Below are 14498 nucleotides of genomic sequence, written 5' to 3'. Positions count from 1 at the left end.
CGGGGGGAGCCATACCTGCCTCGTGTGGGTGGCTCCTCTCGGGCGGCTGAGGTCGAGGGCTGAGTCGTCAGCCCGGTGCCCGGCCGGAAGTGGCAGCACCCCCGCCCAGGGGCTTGACCCTCACGCGACGTGAGGCCCTACACCTCCTCATCAAGAGGTGGAGATGGCCCTGACGGTGAGCCAGGTCGCCCGGCTGGCGAAAATCAGCATCCGCGCGTTGCACCACTATGACGAGCTGGGCCTGTTGTGTCCTTCGGACCGCAGCGAGGCCGGCTACCGGCTCTATTCACAGGCGGACCTCCAGAAGCTCCAGCAGGTGCTCTTCTTCAAGGAGCTGGGCTTCCCGCTGGAGGACATCCGCCGCATCCTGGGCGACCCCACCTTCGACCTGGGCACCGCGCTGCGGATGCAGCGGCAGCTCCTGACGGAGCGGGCCGCCCGTCTGGACGCGCTGGTGCATGCCGTGGACGCGGCGCTGGACGCGCTGGAGAAGGGGACGCACGTGGACAAGGACGCGATGTTCGAGGCCTTTGGTGACTTCGACCCCTCGAAGTACGAGGAGGAGGCGAAGCAGCGCTGGGGAAACACGGAGGCCTACAAGGAATCCGCCCGGAGGACGGCGCGCTACAAGAAGGAGGACTGGAAGCGCATCAAGGAGGAGGGGGACGCCCTCTTCCAGGCGTTGGCGGACCTGCTCGCGGCGGGCACCAGCGCCGCGTCGGCCGCGGCCATGGACCTGGCCGAGGCGCACCGGCAATACCTGGGCAAGTGGTTCTACGCGTGCCCGCCCGCCATGCACCGGGGCCTGGGGGAGATGTACGTGGCGGATACGCGCTTCACGGAGAACATCGACAAGGTGCGCCCGGGCCTGTCGCTGTTCCTGCGGGATGCCTTCGCGGCCAACGCGGAACGACAGGGGGCCGCCGATGCTCCCTGCGGCTAGCTGAAGCCCAACCGCTTCAGCATCACCGCGCGGATGGAGGGAATCCGGAAGCGGTAGATGAGCGCGTCCGCGAAGTAGTGCGCCAGCACCACCGCGAAGCCCAGGGACGTCATGGCGCGCAGCAGGGGATGCGTCTCCGCCACGCCCATGTTGCTGCCCAGCGCGCCGCGCACCACGCCCTGCTGGAGCAGGCCGTGCACCGCGCCCAGCGCCAACAGGGGCAGCATGGACGCAATCATCGCCGGGACGATGAACTTCCGCGGCAGCCGGGGCGTGTCACCCTCGCGCGGCTCCAGCATCCGCGCGGTGAGCATGTAGTACTCCAGGCCGTGCATGCCGGGCAGCATGACGTAGCCCCAGGTGGGCGCCACCAGCACCAGCCCGGTCGCCGTCGCCATGGCCAGGAGGTAGAGCACCTTGGGCCCGCTGACCGCCTCCGCGCGCAGCACCGTGCGGAACAGCAGCATGAAGTAGCCCAGCCACACCGCCAGCAGCACCCCAAGCGTGCCGTGCGGGAGCACCGCTCCCTGGCCAATGTCGAGGTACGCCGGCGCATCGGGCCCGGGGGCCTCCGGCACGAAGAAGATGCGCACCAGCAGCAGCGTGAGCAGCAGCGGGACGTACATCTGTTGCAGCTTGCGCTCCAGCGCCGACGCGCCGGGCAGGCCGGCCTTGCCCGCGCGCAGCCCGTGGAGTGACCAGATGCCCCGGTGCTGGGACAAGGTGTGGTGCGTGCCGAAGACGTTGAAAATCACCGCCACGCCATACGTGTGCGCCGTGCGCTCCGCGTAGAAGGTGAAGAAGAGCACCGTGCCCACCGCGAGCATGCCCAGCGAACCCGCCAGCACCTGCCGGGGTTGGCCCGGGGCGGACGTCAGCACGTCCCGGTGCACCGCGAAGAGCAGGAACGTGAGGATGACGTGGGTGGCGTTGCCGAGCAGGTTCTGCGCCGTCCAGGCGGAAAGGCGGTGCGCGCCTTCCGCGGCGCCCGGGGCCAGCCAGACGTTGGCGGCCGCCGTGCACAGGGCCAGGGCCAGGGGCAGGGCGACGATGAGGGCGTCTGCCCGCGGTGAGAAGAGCCACAAGTCCCGGAAGGCCAGCGCCCCTCCCGGGGAGGGTGCCGTCACGGGAGACGGGGAGTTCACGGCGGGGCTCAGCGGCGTCATACCGTACGGACCCTAACATGCTCGCTGGCGGCGGCGCCGCTCGCGCCGCGCCGCGCCCGTGTTAGAACAGGGCTTTCATGGAAGGCCGCCTGCTTCTGAAAAACTGCGCCGTGTTCAGGGCGGACGGACGCGTCCGCCATGGCATGGCCGTGGTGGTGGAAGGCAACACCATCCGCCGCATGGCTCCGGACGCCCAGGTGCCAGTGTTGCCCGGGGACTGGGAAGTCGCCTGTCATGGCCGGTTGGTGGCGCCAGGCCTGGTGGACTGCCACACGCACCTCGTCAACGGCCAGTTGCTGCCGCCGACGGGACACTTCCTGATGCTTCCGCCCCGCGAGCGCCTGGACCGGCTCCGGCACGTGGCACGGCTGCTCACGAACGAGGACGTGGAGGCCCTCACCCGCTACGCGGCGGCCCGAGCCCTGCGTCACGGCGTCACCCTGGCGGTGGAGCACCTGTCCTGCCAGGACGTGGCCGGAGGACTCGCCGCCCAGGCTCGCGCCGCGGAGGCGGTGGGCTTGCGGTTGGTGACGAGCCACTCCACCCACGGATTGGACGGCGCGGCGCAGGCGCAGGCGTGGCTGGACGCCAACGCGGACTTCACGCGCGCGCATCGGGATCACCCGTTGGTCCGGGGCGCGCTTGGCTTCCATGCGTCGTTCACCTGCGACGACGCGCTGCTGCGCCGCATCGCGGAGCTGAGCCGGGTGCTGGACGCGCCCACCGTCTTCCACCTCGCGGAGAGCGAGGACGACCTCGCCTCCACCTACTCGCAGCACGGCAAGCGCGTGGTTCCGCGGCTGGATGCGCTGGGACTGCTCGGGCCGCGGGCCATCGCGGGCTACGCGCGCGTGCTGGACAGCGCGGAGGCGGAGCTGCTGGAGCAGAGCGGTGCCTTCGTGGCGCTGGCGGCCCGGGGCGTGCGCGCGCTGGAGCGCGGCGCGGACCCCATGGACGCGGTGCTGTCGCGGGTCCACCTGCTGGGGCTCGGCACCGGGGGCCATGGCAGCCTCCAGGACGAGCTGCTCGCCGCGCTGGTGGGCGTGCTGCGCATCTCCCGTTCCGGCAGGATGCCGGACGTGGATGGGGCGCTGGCGCACCTGCTCGTCAACGGCCCGGCGGAGCTGTGCACGCGGCTGTTCGGCCTGCCCTCCGGGAGCGTGGAGGAGGGGAGCATCGCGGACCTCGTCGTCTACGACGTCGTGCCCACCGCGGATCCGGAGACGGGCTACTCGCCCTATCTGCTCGGGCAGCTGGCGCATTCGCCGGTGGGGTGGACCATCGTGAACGGCCGGGTCTGCGTGCGGGAGGGGCAGTTGCTGGGGCTCGACTACGTGGCGCTTTCCCGCGCGGCGACCCAGGCGCTGGAGCGTGTCTGGACGCGCGCGCGTCTGGGCAGTTGAGCGGCGGCATGGGCACATTGCCTTCTACTCTCGTGGAGACGCTGCGCGCCTCGCGTGGCCGGCGCGGGCCGCTGCTGGGAGACGCGCGGACCACGGCCTGGCGCGTGGTGAACGCCGAAGCGGACGGCGTGCCGGACGTGACGGCGGATGTGTTTGGTGACGTGTACGTCATCAGCCTCTACCGGGACTTCACGCCGGACGAGGAGGAGACGCTGCTCGACGCGGCCATGGCCGCCTGGGCGCCTCGAAGCCTCTACCTCAAGCGCCGGCCCCGGGAGGCGCGTGTCCTGGCCAATGTGGCGAAGGAATCGCTCGCACCCGAGGCACCCGCCCGGGGCGAAGCGGTGGAGTCCTTCACGGCGCTCGAAAACGGCCTGAAATTCCTCATCCGTCCGGCGCAGGGGCTGTCGGTGGGGCTGTACCTGGACATGCGGGACACGCGGGCGTGGCTGCTGTCGCAGGCGCGGGGCCTCACCGTGCTCAACCTCTTCTCGTACACCTGTGCCTTTGGCGTCGTGGCCATGGCGGGCGGCGCGAAGCGGGCGCTCAACCTGGATGCGAGCCGGCGCGTGCTGGAGTGGGGCGAGGAGAACGCGCGCCTCAATGGCCAGACGGTGGACCGGTATGACTACGTGGCCGGTGACGTGTTCGATTGGCTGAAGCGTCTGGCGAAGAAGGGCGAGTCCTTCGACATCGTCATCTCGGACCCGCCGTCGTTCTCGACGACGCGCAGTGGCCGGTTCTCCGCGGCGCGCGACTATGCCCGGCTGGCCGAGGCCGCCGCGCGTGTCGTCAGCCCGGGAGGTCAACTGGTGGCGTGCTGCAACCACGCGGGACTGCCCGCCCGCCGCTTCGAGGCCATGGTGCTCGAAGGGGTGTCCCAGGCGGGACGCCAGGGGACGTCGTTGGGCGCGCTGGCGCCGTCCGCGTTGGATTTCCCACCGCCGCCCGGACAGGAACCCGCGCTGAAGGTGCACCGGGTGCAGGTCCGGTAGGAATAGAGGCCAGGGAGGCGGGCCCTCGGTTTGCTCACACGCGACCGGCTACACTCTCGCGGATGAAGCCCTGGGAGTGGGTCGTGTTCGTCATGTGCATGGTCGTGGTCGCCGCGGCGATCGTCTACTGGTTCTTCGAGGGCTGGGATATCGACCGATGCCTTGACCGCGGCGGGGCCTGGGACGAGGCCCGAAACGCTTGCAGATTCGAGTAGAGGCCTGTCGAGCTTCGCCCAAGTTTGTTGCCACTCCGAGGCTCGGCACAGGTAGGCTCGCCGGGCCATGCCTCCCGCCGCCCCGCAGCGCGACACCGGCCGCTTTGGAAAGTACCGCCTCATCGACCGCATCGCCGTGGGAGGCATGGCCGAAATCTTCCTTGCGCATCAGCAGCAGGAGGACGGCCGCGAGTCTCCCGTCGTCATCAAGCGCATCCGCCCGCACCTGACCAAGCACGCGGCCTTCGTGAAGATGTTCCTCAACGAGGCTCGGCTCGCCGCGCAGCTCAATCATCCCAACGTGGTGCAGATTCACGACCTGGGGAAGATCGCCGACAGCTACTTCATCGCCATGGAGTACGTGTCCGGGCGGGACATGCGCCGCGTCGTCCCCAAGGCGGAGGCGCTGGGGATTCCCTTCCCGCTGGTGTACGCGGTGAAGATTGCCTCGTGCGTCTGCGCGGGCCTGCACCACGCGCACACCAAGGTGGACCTGTACGGCAACCCGCTCAACATCGTCCACCGGGACGTGTCACCGGAGAACATCGTCGTCGCCTTCGACGGCTCGGTGAAGATTCTGGATTTCGGCATCGCCAAGGCCGCCAACCAGATGGAGCAGACGCGCAACGGCGAAATCAAGGGCAAGCTCAGCTACATGAGCCCGGAGCAGTGTCTGGGCAAGCCGCTCGACTGCCGCAGCGACGTCTTCTCCCTGGGCGTGGTGCTCTACGAGTGGCTCACCGGCTTCAAGCTCTTCACCGGTGAGTCCGAGGCCGCGGTGATGCGCAGCATCACGGACGGGAAGATCTACGCGCCGTCGTACTTCCGCGAGGACCTGCCGGAGCGCCTGGAGACCATCCTGATGCGGGCGCTGGAGCGCGACCGGGACAAGCGCTACCAGACGGCCGCGCAGATGCAGAAGGACCTGGACGCCTTCCTGGACGCGTACGACTTCACGCCCACGGCGCTGCACCTGTCCAACTTCATCAAGCAGCTCTTCGAGGAGGAGCTGGCCGCCGAGCAGCGCCGCCTGGCCGTGCGTGCCGCGGCCGCGCCCACGTCGGAGGAGGCCCTGGAGCTGTCGGATGTGGCGGACGCGCTCGACACCGCGAAGGCCATGCCCGCTCCGGAGCCGGAGCCCCCGGCCCACGATGACCGCACCGAGCCGCGCACCCTGGCCGTGCCGCTGAGCCCCGCCGTCTCGGAAGCGCTGGAGGCGGTGGCCCGCCGCAACAACGTGCCCGCGGGCCGCATGGTGGCCGAGCTGCTCGAGTCCTGGCTCAAGTACCGCTGACCCATGCCCCGGCTGAAGCTGACGCTCGAATACGAAGGAACGCGCTACGTGGGCTGGCAGGTGCAGCCCAACGGGCCCTCCATCCAGTCGGTGCTGGAATCGGGGCTGGAGCGGCTGCTGGGGGTGCGTGTGTCGGTGGCGTCGGCGGGGCGCACGGATGCGGGCGTCCATGCCTCAGGGCAGGTGGCGTGTTTCGACACGCCCCGGGTGTTGCCGATGAAGGCCTACGTCATGGGGCTCAATGGCCTGCTGCCGCCCGACGTGGCCGTGGTGGACGCGATGGAGGTGGCCGAGGACTTCGACCCGCGCCGGTGGTCCCGGGGCAAGCGCTACCGGTATCGCGTGAGCAACCGGCGCACGCGCTCGCCGCTGCGGCGGATGACGCACTGGGAAGTCTTCGCTCCGTTGGATGTGGAGGCCATGCGGCAGGCGGCCACGCACCTGCTGGGGCGGCATGACTTCTCCGCCTTCAGGGCCGCGGACTGCCAGGCGAAGCACGCGGTGCGGGAGATACGGAGCCTGGCGGTGGAAGGCACGTCGGGGGACGCCGTGTCCTTCGTCGTGGAGGGCACCGCGTTCCTGAAGCACATGGTGCGCAACCTGGCGGGGACACTGGTGGAGGTGGGGAAGGGACGGCGGCCCGCGTCCTGGGTGGCGGAGGTGCTGGCCTCCAAGGAGCGCAAGCGGGCCGGGCCTACCGCGCCGGCTCAGGGGCTGGTGCTGGAGGAGGTCTTCTACGGGGACGGCCCGCCTGCCCGCACGCCGGGGGGAACGACGGACGTGGAAGAGGATGAGGGCTGAAGTGGAGTAGGCTGCCTGCCTGTGAGCTCCAAGACGAGTGTCCTCGAACCGCTGCGCGTCCGTGTCCGTCGCTTCCAGTTCATCATGGGACTGGGGTTCATCGCGCTCATCGCGGGGTCGATTCTGAGCGTGGCGTTGACGCTTCGGCTGAGCGTGCGCATCCAGGCGGTGCCGGTGGGCGTGCTGCGGGTGGCGCTGGCGGTGCTGCTGGAGAACCTGTGGGTGCTCGGGATGTTGCCGGTGCTGTGCTACGGCGCCGCGCGGGTGATGGAGCTGCGTCCGTGGACCACGGCGGGTGGTGCGGCGCTCACGGGCGCGGCCTTCCTGAACGCGATGGCCTTCATCCAGAGCGGCGTGTACGGGCTGTGGGCCGGGGACATCGGCTCCGTGTTCAGCCTGGCGGCCTTTGCCGGAGGCGTCGTGCTCAGCGCGCGAGCGGTGATGATGGGCCGGCACGCCGCGGCACAGCAGTCGGTGAAAACCCAGGCCAAGGCAGCGGAGCGCAAGTCCGAGTACGACGAGTTCCTCCGCGCGGCGGAGCAGGGTGGGGCGCGACTGGAGCAGCGAGAAGCCCAGTCCACGGCTGTGGCTGGGGACGCGCTCACGGCCGCGGCCGTCTCGGCGACGGTTGCTTCTGCGCCGGCTCAGGCGCCAGCCAGCGACGCGAACGCAACGGCATCGCAGGCGCAGGCCTCCGGGGGCGGCGCGGAGCCCACCGCGACGGAAGAGGCAGGGACCTCACCCGCCACCGACCCCCAGGCAGGCAAGGCCCCCGAGGCCTGAGGCCGCACGCGCGGGGGCCTTCACGCTACTCGCGGGGCTCGGGCTCGCGGACGACGAGCACGTCGCACTTCGCCTCACGGATGAGGTCCGTCGCGACGCTGCCGAGCAACGCGAACGCCACACCGGAGCGCGCCCGGGTGCCCAGCGCCAGCAGGTCCGCGCCCTGGTCGTCCACGAACTCGAGGATGATGGAGCGTGAGCCGCCGCTCTCCATCACCAGGTGGTACGGGATGTCGCTTGCATCGAGCTCTCGCTGCAACGCCTTGAGCTTGCGCTCCGCGGACGCCTTGAACGTCTGCCGGTAGTGCTTGTGCTCCTTCGCCGTCAGCCCGGGGAACACCGCGTACTCCAGCGGCACGTCATACGCGTGCACCAGCGTCAGCTCGGAGCCGGGCGTCATCAGCGTGGGAACGAAGCTCGCCGCGCGCTTGGACGTTTCGTCCGCGTCCACGGCCACGACGGGCCGTAGGTAGGGCCCAGGCGCCCGCCGGTTGGCGATGAGCACGGGCAGGTCTCCGCCGCGGATGACGTTCTCCGCCGTGGAGCCCAGGAACATGTTGCGCAGCGGCTTGTCGCCATGCCGGCCCAGGACGATGAGCTCCGCGCCAAAGGCCCGGGCCCGGCGCAGGATGGCCTCGACGGGCTTGCCGCGAGCGATGTGCGTGTCGACCGTGGCGGAGCTGCCCTCGGCACGCAGCAGCTTGCGCAGCCGGTCGGCGACCCGCTCCAGCTCGCGCGCGGTGGCCTGGAGCGCTCGGGTGCCCACCTCCGCGGGCATGCGGCTGGGGAGGACGTGTGTCACCAGCACCTTCGCGCCGTCCGCGAGTGGCAGGTGTCCAGCCCTGCCCACCGCGTGGGTGCTCGCCTCCGAGAAATCCGTGGCGACGAGCACTCTGCGAAGTCGCCTCGGGAACGCCTGCTTTCGTGGTTTCACACACGAGAGTCTAGGAGGCCCAGACGCAGCAGGCACGGCAAACCCGCCTGAATGTCCTCAGGCGGATGTGCCGTGCCCGGATGACTCAGGCGCTCGCGGCGCTGGCCACGGGCGGAGTCTCACCCTCTGGCGGCACGTGGTTCTCCGCGGCGTCCGCTGCGGCGATGCGCTCATCCAGATCCGCCGTCAGCCGTGCGAAGGCCTCCTTGCCAATGGTGGCGGACTGATAGGCCTTGAGCAGCGCCGCCTTCTCCACGATGAGCACGCGGCGGACCGCTTCCTGGTGCTCCTCCTCGTGGAAGCGCATCGACTGCTGCTTCAGCGCCGTCAGCTCCTTCTCCGCGACGACTTCCTTCTCCTGGTAGTCCTTCTCCAGCTGCGTCACCACATCCCCCGGAATCTCCCGGGCGCGGCGCATGCCCTCCAGCGCGGCCTGCGCTGCGTGGATGGCGCCCAGGCGGCCGCGGGCCAGCTCGTACTGCTCCTGGAACGCGTCCTTGAGGCCGGTGATGCGCAGCTTGCGCAGCAGCGGCGCCATGGTGAGGCCCTGGAAGATGATGGAGAGGACCACCACGCCGAACGTCATGTTCACCAGCAGCTCGCGGTGCGGGAAGTCCGTGGGAAGACCGAGCACCAGCACCATGGAGATGGCGCCACGCAGGCCGCTCCAGGTGAGCACCGCGCTCCAGGTCCACGGCATCTTCTCCTTGGTGAAGCGGAGCAGCGCGGACACGCCGTAGACGACCACGGCGCGGGCCACCATCACCGCCACATAGGCGGCGAGGATGGGCTTCCACGAGGCCAGCAGCGAGGAGAGCTGCACCTCCAGGCCGATGAGGAGGAACACCACGGAGTTGAGCGCGAACGCCAGGTACTCCCAGAAGCTCTCCACCGCGATGCGGGTGGCGGGGCTCATGCCCTCGTGCGTGGCCCAGTTGCCGCACAGCATGCCGGCCACCACCGACGCGATGACGCCCGAGTAGTGGAAGTGCTCGGCGAGCACGAACGAGCCGTACGCCGCGATGACCGTGAGGGTGATTTCCACCATGGCGTCGTCCACGCGCTTGATGATCTGCGCGACGGCGAAGCCCACCGCGCTGCCCATCAGCACGCCCATGCCGAAGACCTTGATGAAGTCGAACATGGCGCCGCCCACCGTGAACTGGCCACCCGTGGCGACCGCGACGATGAGCGTGAAGAGCACGACGGCGGAACCGTCGTTCAGCAGGCTCTCTCCCTCCACCAGGATGAGCAGCCGCTTGGGCGCGCCCAGCGACTTGAAGAGCGCCACCACGGCGATGGGGTCCGTGGACACGATGACGGACGCGAACACCAGCGCGGACAGCATCCCGAAGCCATGGACGAAGTCCAACCCATCCACCACGCGCGTGAGGATGAAGGCCGTGAGCCCCGCGGAGGCCAGGAGCCCTGGAATGGCCAGGGCGTGGATGGCCATCTTGTTCTTCCAGAACTTGCGGAACTCGACGTGGAAGGCCGCTTCGAACAGCAGACCTGGGAGGATGATGGCGAAGAGCAGCTCCTTCGTGAGGTGCGGCGGCTCGAACGCCTTGAACGTACCCAACAGCAGGCCCGCGACGACCAGGGCAACCGTATAGGGGATTTTGAAGTACCGCGCGGCGATGGCCACGGCGGTCGCGATGGCGAAAATCAGTACGAAGGCCAACTCGAAATGCATTCGTCCTTACCTGTTTTGGCTCAAAGCGCGGGACGATAGCGCAGTTGAGCTGGACAGAGACGCACTCGATGTTGTTCTTGCTCGCACGGAGGGCATCGCAAATTGCCAGGGTGAGGCGGAATGCAAGGTGTCATCTCTCGCCTGGCTGCTCTTGCCTTCCCGCGTGGGGCTTCCCAGCTTTGAGCCATGTCCAAGCACCCTCGCTCCAAGGGAGGACGGCTGAGCGCGGGCCTCAAGCTCATCGGACCGCTCTGCATCTCCGTCGGCCTGCTCGTGGGGCTGCGGCTGCTGGGGCCGCAATACCTGGATCAGCAGACGCTGTCGGGCTGGCTGAGGCCCCTGGGGGCGCTGGCGCCCTTGGCCTTCATCCTGCTCCTCGCGGTGCGCCCGGTGACGCTGCTGCCCGGGCAGCTCTTCACGGCGGTGGGCGGCATCCTCTTCGGTATGGCTGCGGGCACGGCCTACGCGCTCGTCGGGACGCTGCTGGCCTCGGGCCTCATCCACTTGCTGGCGCGCAGGCTGGGCCGCAAGCCCATGCGGCGGCTGGCCGGGGACAAGCACCCGGTGTTCGAGCGCGCGGCGCGCGAGCATGGCTTCCAGCTCGGCTTCCTGGCCTGCATCAATTCAGTGATTCCGGCGGATGTGATGCTGGCGACGGCGTCCGCGTCAGGCGCCCGCTACGCGCCGCTGGCGCTGGGCGCGGTGGTGGGCACCCTCCCCGGGACGCTGCTGACGGCGCTCTTTGGCAGCTCGCTGGGGCAGGGGAAGACGTGGATGACGGCCGTGTCCGCCACCGGCATGGTGGTGAGCCTGCTGCTGGGGCTCGTCCTGGGGCGTAAGCTGATGCGGGAGTTGCTCGCGAAGGAGGCGGCCGTTGCGAGCGGAGGGCCTGGACGCGTGCGCCCAGGCCCCAGGGACGTGCGGCCTACGGGTAGCAGGCGGCCTGGCGCAGCGCCGTGTCTTCCGGCAGCCCCAGTGCGACGTTGAAGTTCTGCACCGCCTGGCCGGCCATGCCCTTCACCAGGTTGTCGAGCGCCGCCATCACGGCCACCGAGCGGCCCTTGGTGGCCACCGCGATGTCGCAGAAGTTGCTGCCGGCCACCGCGGCGATGCGCGGCGTGCCCTCGACGATGCGCACGAACTTCGAGCCCTCGTAGTAGCGGCGGTAGCGCTCCATCAGCGACGCCGTCACCACGGCGCCGCCGTGCTCCGGCCACTCGAACTGCACGGTGGCGAAGATGCCGCGCACCATGGGCGCCGAGTGCGGGACGAAGGCCAGCCGGTGCCGCTGCGCGCCGTGGGCCACCAGCATGACCTCCACCTCGGCCTCGTGCTGGTGCTCCAGCGGCTTGTACGCGCGGAAGTCTTGCGCGCGCGTCGGGTGGTGCGTGCCCTCACCGGGCAGCGAGCCGGAGCCGGACGAGCCCGTGACGCCGGACACCGCGAGCAGCCCCAAGCCCGGCGTGGAGGCGATGGGCAGGAGCGCCAGCTGCACCGCCGTGGCGAAGCAGCCCGGGTTGGCGATGCGCTTCGCCGTCTTCACCGCGTCGCGCTTCCACTCGGTGAGGCCGTAGGTGAAGGTGCCCAGCAGCTCCGGGGACGGGTGGGGCCGGCCGTACGCGCCCGCGTAGCGGCCCGGGTGGTCCAGCCGGAAGTCGGAGGACAGGTCCACCAGCAGCAGGCGCTCGGCGATGCCGACCTCCGCCCACTGCTTCTCCAGGCCCGCGAACTGCTTGGCCAGGTCGCCGTGGCCCAGCGCGCTGAAGACGACGGGCTGCTCGCAGTCCGCCAGCCACTTCCAGTCGGGCTCGCCCTCGAAGCGGCCTTCCACCAGTCCGCGCAGGTGCGGGTGCACCTTGTGGATGGGCTCGCCGGCGTGGTGCCGCGACACCGCGCGGATGCTGCCCACCGCGGGGTGGCCGGAGAGGATGCGCAAGAGCTCGCCGCCGCCGAAGCCGGAGGCACCCAGGATGTAGATGTTGACCTGCGTCATGACTTCCTCCCCGCGCCCAGCTTGGGGGCGATTTTTTCCAGGATGAGTCCGCCCAGCGCCGCCGCGTCCGCGCGGGCGTTGCGAGCGGGGATGCCCACCACCTGCTCCACGAAGCGCACGCCCACGGCGTTGTCCGTGGCCGGTCCGGCCACCACGTCCACTTCGATGCCGTACGCCTCGCGCAGGTGGCGCACGCCGCCGGACGCGCCCACCGGGTCGTTGGCGCACAGCACCCACGCCCCCGCCAGGCTCTTGAGCTCCGGGTCCGCGAGGATGCCCTGCACGCCGTACTCGCCCATGATGCCGTCGCCCGTCTCCGCGACGATGACGTCCACGTTCTCCGCCGCCAGCTCGGAGAAGAGCACCCGCGCCACGCGCGCGCCCGTGCGAGGCCCCGTGCAGACGATGCCCGCGTCCGTGAAGTCCATCACCACGTCCGCGCCGGAGTCCTGCATGCTCAGCGTGTCGCGCATCAGCGACACCCCCGTCAGCTTGGCGCCGCCCACGCGGAAGCCCGCCTGTGCCAGCTTGCGCACCATGGCCGCCGAGGCGAACGTCTTGCCCGAGTTCATGCAGGTGCCCACCACGTAGACGACGGGGCACTTCACCGGCGACGACGTGCCCTTCAGCGCGCCGGAGGACACGTGCGCCGGCTGCCCGGTGCGCGACATCAGCTCCGGGAACTCCAGCACCTGGCCCAGCACCTCCGCCTCGAAGGGCAGGCCCACGCCGTGGTTGTGCGACGTGCACTTGCCGATGACGCCGCCCATGTTGAGCACGTGCAGCCGCTCGCCCACGGTGACGGACGCCGGCACCACGCCTTCATAGCCGTGCAGCGCGTTGCGGTGACCCAGCGCGCCCACGACGATGTCACCGGCGTGCAGCGTCACCAGGCGCCCGTGCACGTCCTCGAGCTGGTTGTACGTGCTCTTCTCTCCGTGGATGCGCACGGCCACCACCGCGCCCTCCTCGGCCTTCACCTCGGACGCGAGGTGGACGGTCCGGCCCAGGCCGAGGTTGCGGGTGACACTGCCTACCTTGTCGACGAAAACCTTCATGGCACCCTCACTTCGCGCGATGCGAGAGCATCTGCGCGACGCCGTACAGCTTGGCGAAGCCCGCGGCTTCCGAGCCGTTCCACAACACGTTGGCCTCTCCGTACGTCGCCACCTTCGCGTCCATCAGCGAGTGCGGCGAACGCACGCCCTCCACCACCTGCGTGCGCGGGTGCAGCACCAGCCGCACGTCACCCGTCACGCGCTCCTGCGACGAGGTGAGGAACGCCTCCAGGTCCTTCACCAGCGGGTCGAAGAAGTGCCCCTCGTGCAGCAGCGAGCCGTAGAGGTTGCCCATCGACTCCTTCCAGAAGAGCTGCTTGCCGGAGAGCACCAGCTTCTCCAGCTCGCGGTGCGCGGTGACGAGCAGGTGCGCCGCCGGCGCCTCGAAGCCCACGCGGCCCTTGATGCCCAGAATCGTGTCACCCAGGTGCACGCCCCGGCCGATGCCGTAGGTGCGCCCCAGCGCGTTGAGCGCCTCCACCAGCTTCACGGGGCCCAGCTTCTCGCCGTCCAGCGCCACCGGGACGCCCTTCTCGAAGGACACCGTGAGGGGACGGGGCTTGAGGTCCTGCGACAGCTCGCCGCCGGGGAAGGCCGCCTCGGGCAGCGCCTTCCAGGAGTCCAGCGTCTCGGCGCCGCCCACGGAGGTGCCCCACATGCCCTCGTTGACGGAGTAGGAGCCCAGCTTCGGCGGCATGTGCACGCCGCGCTCGGCCAGGTAGGACAGCTCCTGCTGCCGGCTCAGGGACAGCGTGCGGATGGGCGTGAGCAGCTCCAGCTCCGGCGCCAGCGAGCGGAAGGCCACGTCGAAGCGCACCTGGTCGTTGCCCGCGCCCGTGCTGCCGTGCGCCAGCGCCTGGGTGCCCTTCTCGCGCGCCACGCGGACGACCTCCGCCGCCTGGCACGCGCGCTCCGCGGACACGCTCAGGGGGTAGACCTGGCCGCGCAGCACGTTGCCGGCGATGAGGTAGCGCAGATAGCCCTGGAAGAGCGTCTCGCGCGCGTCCACCGTCACGTGCTCCACCGCGCCCAGCTGCTTGGACAGCGCGGCGATGCGCTCCAACTGCTCGGGCGGGAAGCCGCCGGTGTCCACCGTGACGGTGGTGACGTCGTAGCCCTGCTCGCGCAGGTAGACGGCGCAGAATGCGGTATCGAGTCCGCCGGAGAAGGCCAGCACTACGTTCTTCTTGTTGCTCATGATTCGCTCCTCGCGGGGA

The 14498-nt window shown here is 69.9% G+C and carries 13 protein-coding genes; 7 read left to right on the top strand and 6 right to left on the bottom strand.

Annotation, left to right across the window (positions count from 1 at the left end; genetic code table 11):
* Positions 1–163: 163 nt before the first annotated feature.
* Positions 164–943: a MerR family transcriptional regulator gene (locus BLU09_RS22615; RefSeq protein ID WP_186817937.1), complete on the top strand. Its 780-nt coding sequence runs from the start codon at positions 164–166 to the stop codon at positions 941–943.
* Here BLU09_RS22615 and BLU09_RS22610 read toward each other — a convergent pair.
* Positions 940–2070 (bottom strand): hypothetical protein, encoded by a 1131-nt coding sequence (locus tag BLU09_RS22610; protein WP_244171950.1) that lies wholly within the window; start codon positions 2068–2070, stop codon positions 940–942. The genes BLU09_RS22615 and BLU09_RS22610 overlap by 4 nt on opposite strands.
* A gap of 116 nt (positions 2071–2186) precedes the next feature.
* Between BLU09_RS22610 and BLU09_RS22605 the strand changes: the two genes are divergently transcribed.
* The 5 genes from BLU09_RS22605 (at position 2187) to BLU09_RS22585 (ending at position 7600) form a co-directional block, all read left to right on the top strand.
* On the top strand, positions 2187–3512 hold the full coding sequence (locus tag BLU09_RS22605) for an amidohydrolase family protein (RefSeq protein WP_090491586.1): 1326 nt from the start codon (positions 2187–2189) through the stop codon (positions 3510–3512).
* 8 nt (positions 3513–3520) lie between these two features.
* The gene (locus BLU09_RS22600) at positions 3521–4507 is read left to right on the top strand and encodes a class I SAM-dependent rRNA methyltransferase (RefSeq protein WP_090491585.1); all 987 of its coding nucleotides are present in this window, start codon (positions 3521–3523) and stop codon (positions 4505–4507) included.
* Positions 4508–4789: 282 nt separating this feature from the next.
* On the top strand, positions 4790–6016 hold the full coding sequence (locus BLU09_RS22595; RefSeq protein ID WP_090491584.1) for a serine/threonine protein kinase: 1227 nt from the start codon (positions 4790–4792) through the stop codon (positions 6014–6016).
* Between the two features lie 3 nt (positions 6017–6019).
* A complete protein-coding gene (gene truA, locus BLU09_RS22590) occupies positions 6020–6817 on the top strand; it encodes a tRNA pseudouridine(38-40) synthase TruA (RefSeq protein WP_090491583.1) in 798 nt (265 codons plus the stop codon).
* 21 nt (positions 6818–6838) lie between these two features.
* Complete coding sequence (locus BLU09_RS22585; RefSeq protein WP_090491582.1) at positions 6839–7600, top strand: hypothetical protein; 762 nt, start codon at positions 6839–6841, stop codon at positions 7598–7600.
* 25 nt (positions 7601–7625) lie between these two features.
* Here BLU09_RS22585 and BLU09_RS22580 read toward each other — a convergent pair whose 3' ends face one another.
* Both BLU09_RS22580 and BLU09_RS22575 read right to left on the bottom strand, forming a co-directional pair.
* Complete coding sequence (locus tag BLU09_RS22580) at positions 7626–8492, bottom strand: universal stress protein (RefSeq protein ID WP_244171949.1); 867 nt, start codon at positions 8490–8492, stop codon at positions 7626–7628.
* Positions 8493–8619: 127 nt separating this feature from the next.
* Positions 8620–10230 carry a Na+/H+ antiporter gene (locus BLU09_RS22575; RefSeq protein ID WP_090491580.1) on the bottom strand — a complete coding sequence of 537 codons (1611 nt, stop codon included), beginning with the start codon at positions 10228–10230 and terminating at the stop codon, positions 8620–8622.
* A gap of 186 nt (positions 10231–10416) precedes the next feature.
* Here BLU09_RS22575 and BLU09_RS22570 point away from each other — a divergent pair, with 186 nt between their 5' ends.
* Positions 10417–11217 (top strand): TVP38/TMEM64 family protein, encoded by an 801-nt coding sequence (locus tag BLU09_RS22570; RefSeq protein ID WP_090491579.1) that lies wholly within the window; start codon positions 10417–10419, stop codon positions 11215–11217.
* Here the strand turns inward: BLU09_RS22570 and argC are convergent.
* From argC to argG, 3 genes are read right to left on the bottom strand one after another with little or no spacing between them, the layout of a single operon-like run.
* Positions 11156–12223, bottom strand: a complete 1068-nt coding sequence (argC, locus tag BLU09_RS22565; RefSeq protein WP_090491578.1) for an N-acetyl-gamma-glutamyl-phosphate reductase — start codon at positions 12221–12223, stop codon at positions 11156–11158. The genes BLU09_RS22570 and argC overlap by 62 nt on opposite strands.
* A complete protein-coding gene (locus BLU09_RS22560) occupies positions 12220–13281 on the bottom strand; it encodes a hypothetical protein (RefSeq protein ID WP_090491577.1) in 1062 nt (353 codons plus the stop codon). The genes argC and BLU09_RS22560 overlap by 4 nt, the downstream gene beginning before the upstream one ends.
* Before the next feature lie 7 nt (positions 13282–13288).
* The gene (argG, locus tag BLU09_RS22555; protein ID WP_090491576.1) at positions 13289–14479 is read right to left on the bottom strand and encodes an argininosuccinate synthase; all 1191 of its coding nucleotides are present in this window, start codon (positions 14477–14479) and stop codon (positions 13289–13291) included.
* Positions 14480–14498: the final 19 nt, after the last annotated feature.

It is taken from the genome of Myxococcus virescens (assembly GCF_900101905.1).
Taxonomy (GTDB): domain Bacteria; phylum Myxococcota; class Myxococcia; order Myxococcales; family Myxococcaceae; genus Myxococcus; species Myxococcus virescens.
Note: the sequence above shows the minus strand (reverse complement) of the source record. Positions and strands in the feature narration are given on the sequence as shown.

Coding starts and splice junctions, on each gene's coding strand:
- BLU09_RS22615 (WP_186817937.1), top strand. CDS start 164: ATGGCCCTGACGGTGAGCCAGGTCGCCCGGCTGGCGAAAATCAGCATC.
- BLU09_RS22605 (WP_090491586.1), top strand. CDS start 2,187: ATGGAAGGCCGCCTGCTTCTGAAAAACTGCGCCGTGTTCAGGGCGGAC.
- BLU09_RS22600 (WP_090491585.1), top strand. CDS start 3,521: ATGGGCACATTGCCTTCTACTCTCGTGGAGACGCTGCGCGCCTCGCGT.
- BLU09_RS22595 (WP_090491584.1), top strand. CDS start 4,790: ATGCCTCCCGCCGCCCCGCAGCGCGACACCGGCCGCTTTGGAAAGTAC.
- truA (WP_090491583.1), top strand. CDS start 6,020: ATGCCCCGGCTGAAGCTGACGCTCGAATACGAAGGAACGCGCTACGTG.
- BLU09_RS22575 (WP_090491580.1), bottom strand. CDS start 10,230: ATGCATTTCGAGTTGGCCTTCGTACTGATTTTCGCCATCGCGACCGCC.
- BLU09_RS22570 (WP_090491579.1), top strand. CDS start 10,417: ATGTCCAAGCACCCTCGCTCCAAGGGAGGACGGCTGAGCGCGGGCCTC.
- argC (WP_090491578.1), bottom strand. CDS start 12,223: ATGACGCAGGTCAACATCTACATCCTGGGTGCCTCCGGCTTCGGCGGC.
- BLU09_RS22560 (WP_090491577.1), bottom strand. CDS start 13,281: ATGAAGGTTTTCGTCGACAAGGTAGGCAGTGTCACCCGCAACCTCGGC.
- argG (WP_090491576.1), bottom strand. CDS start 14,479: ATGAGCAACAAGAAGAACGTAGTGCTGGCCTTCTCCGGCGGACTCGAT.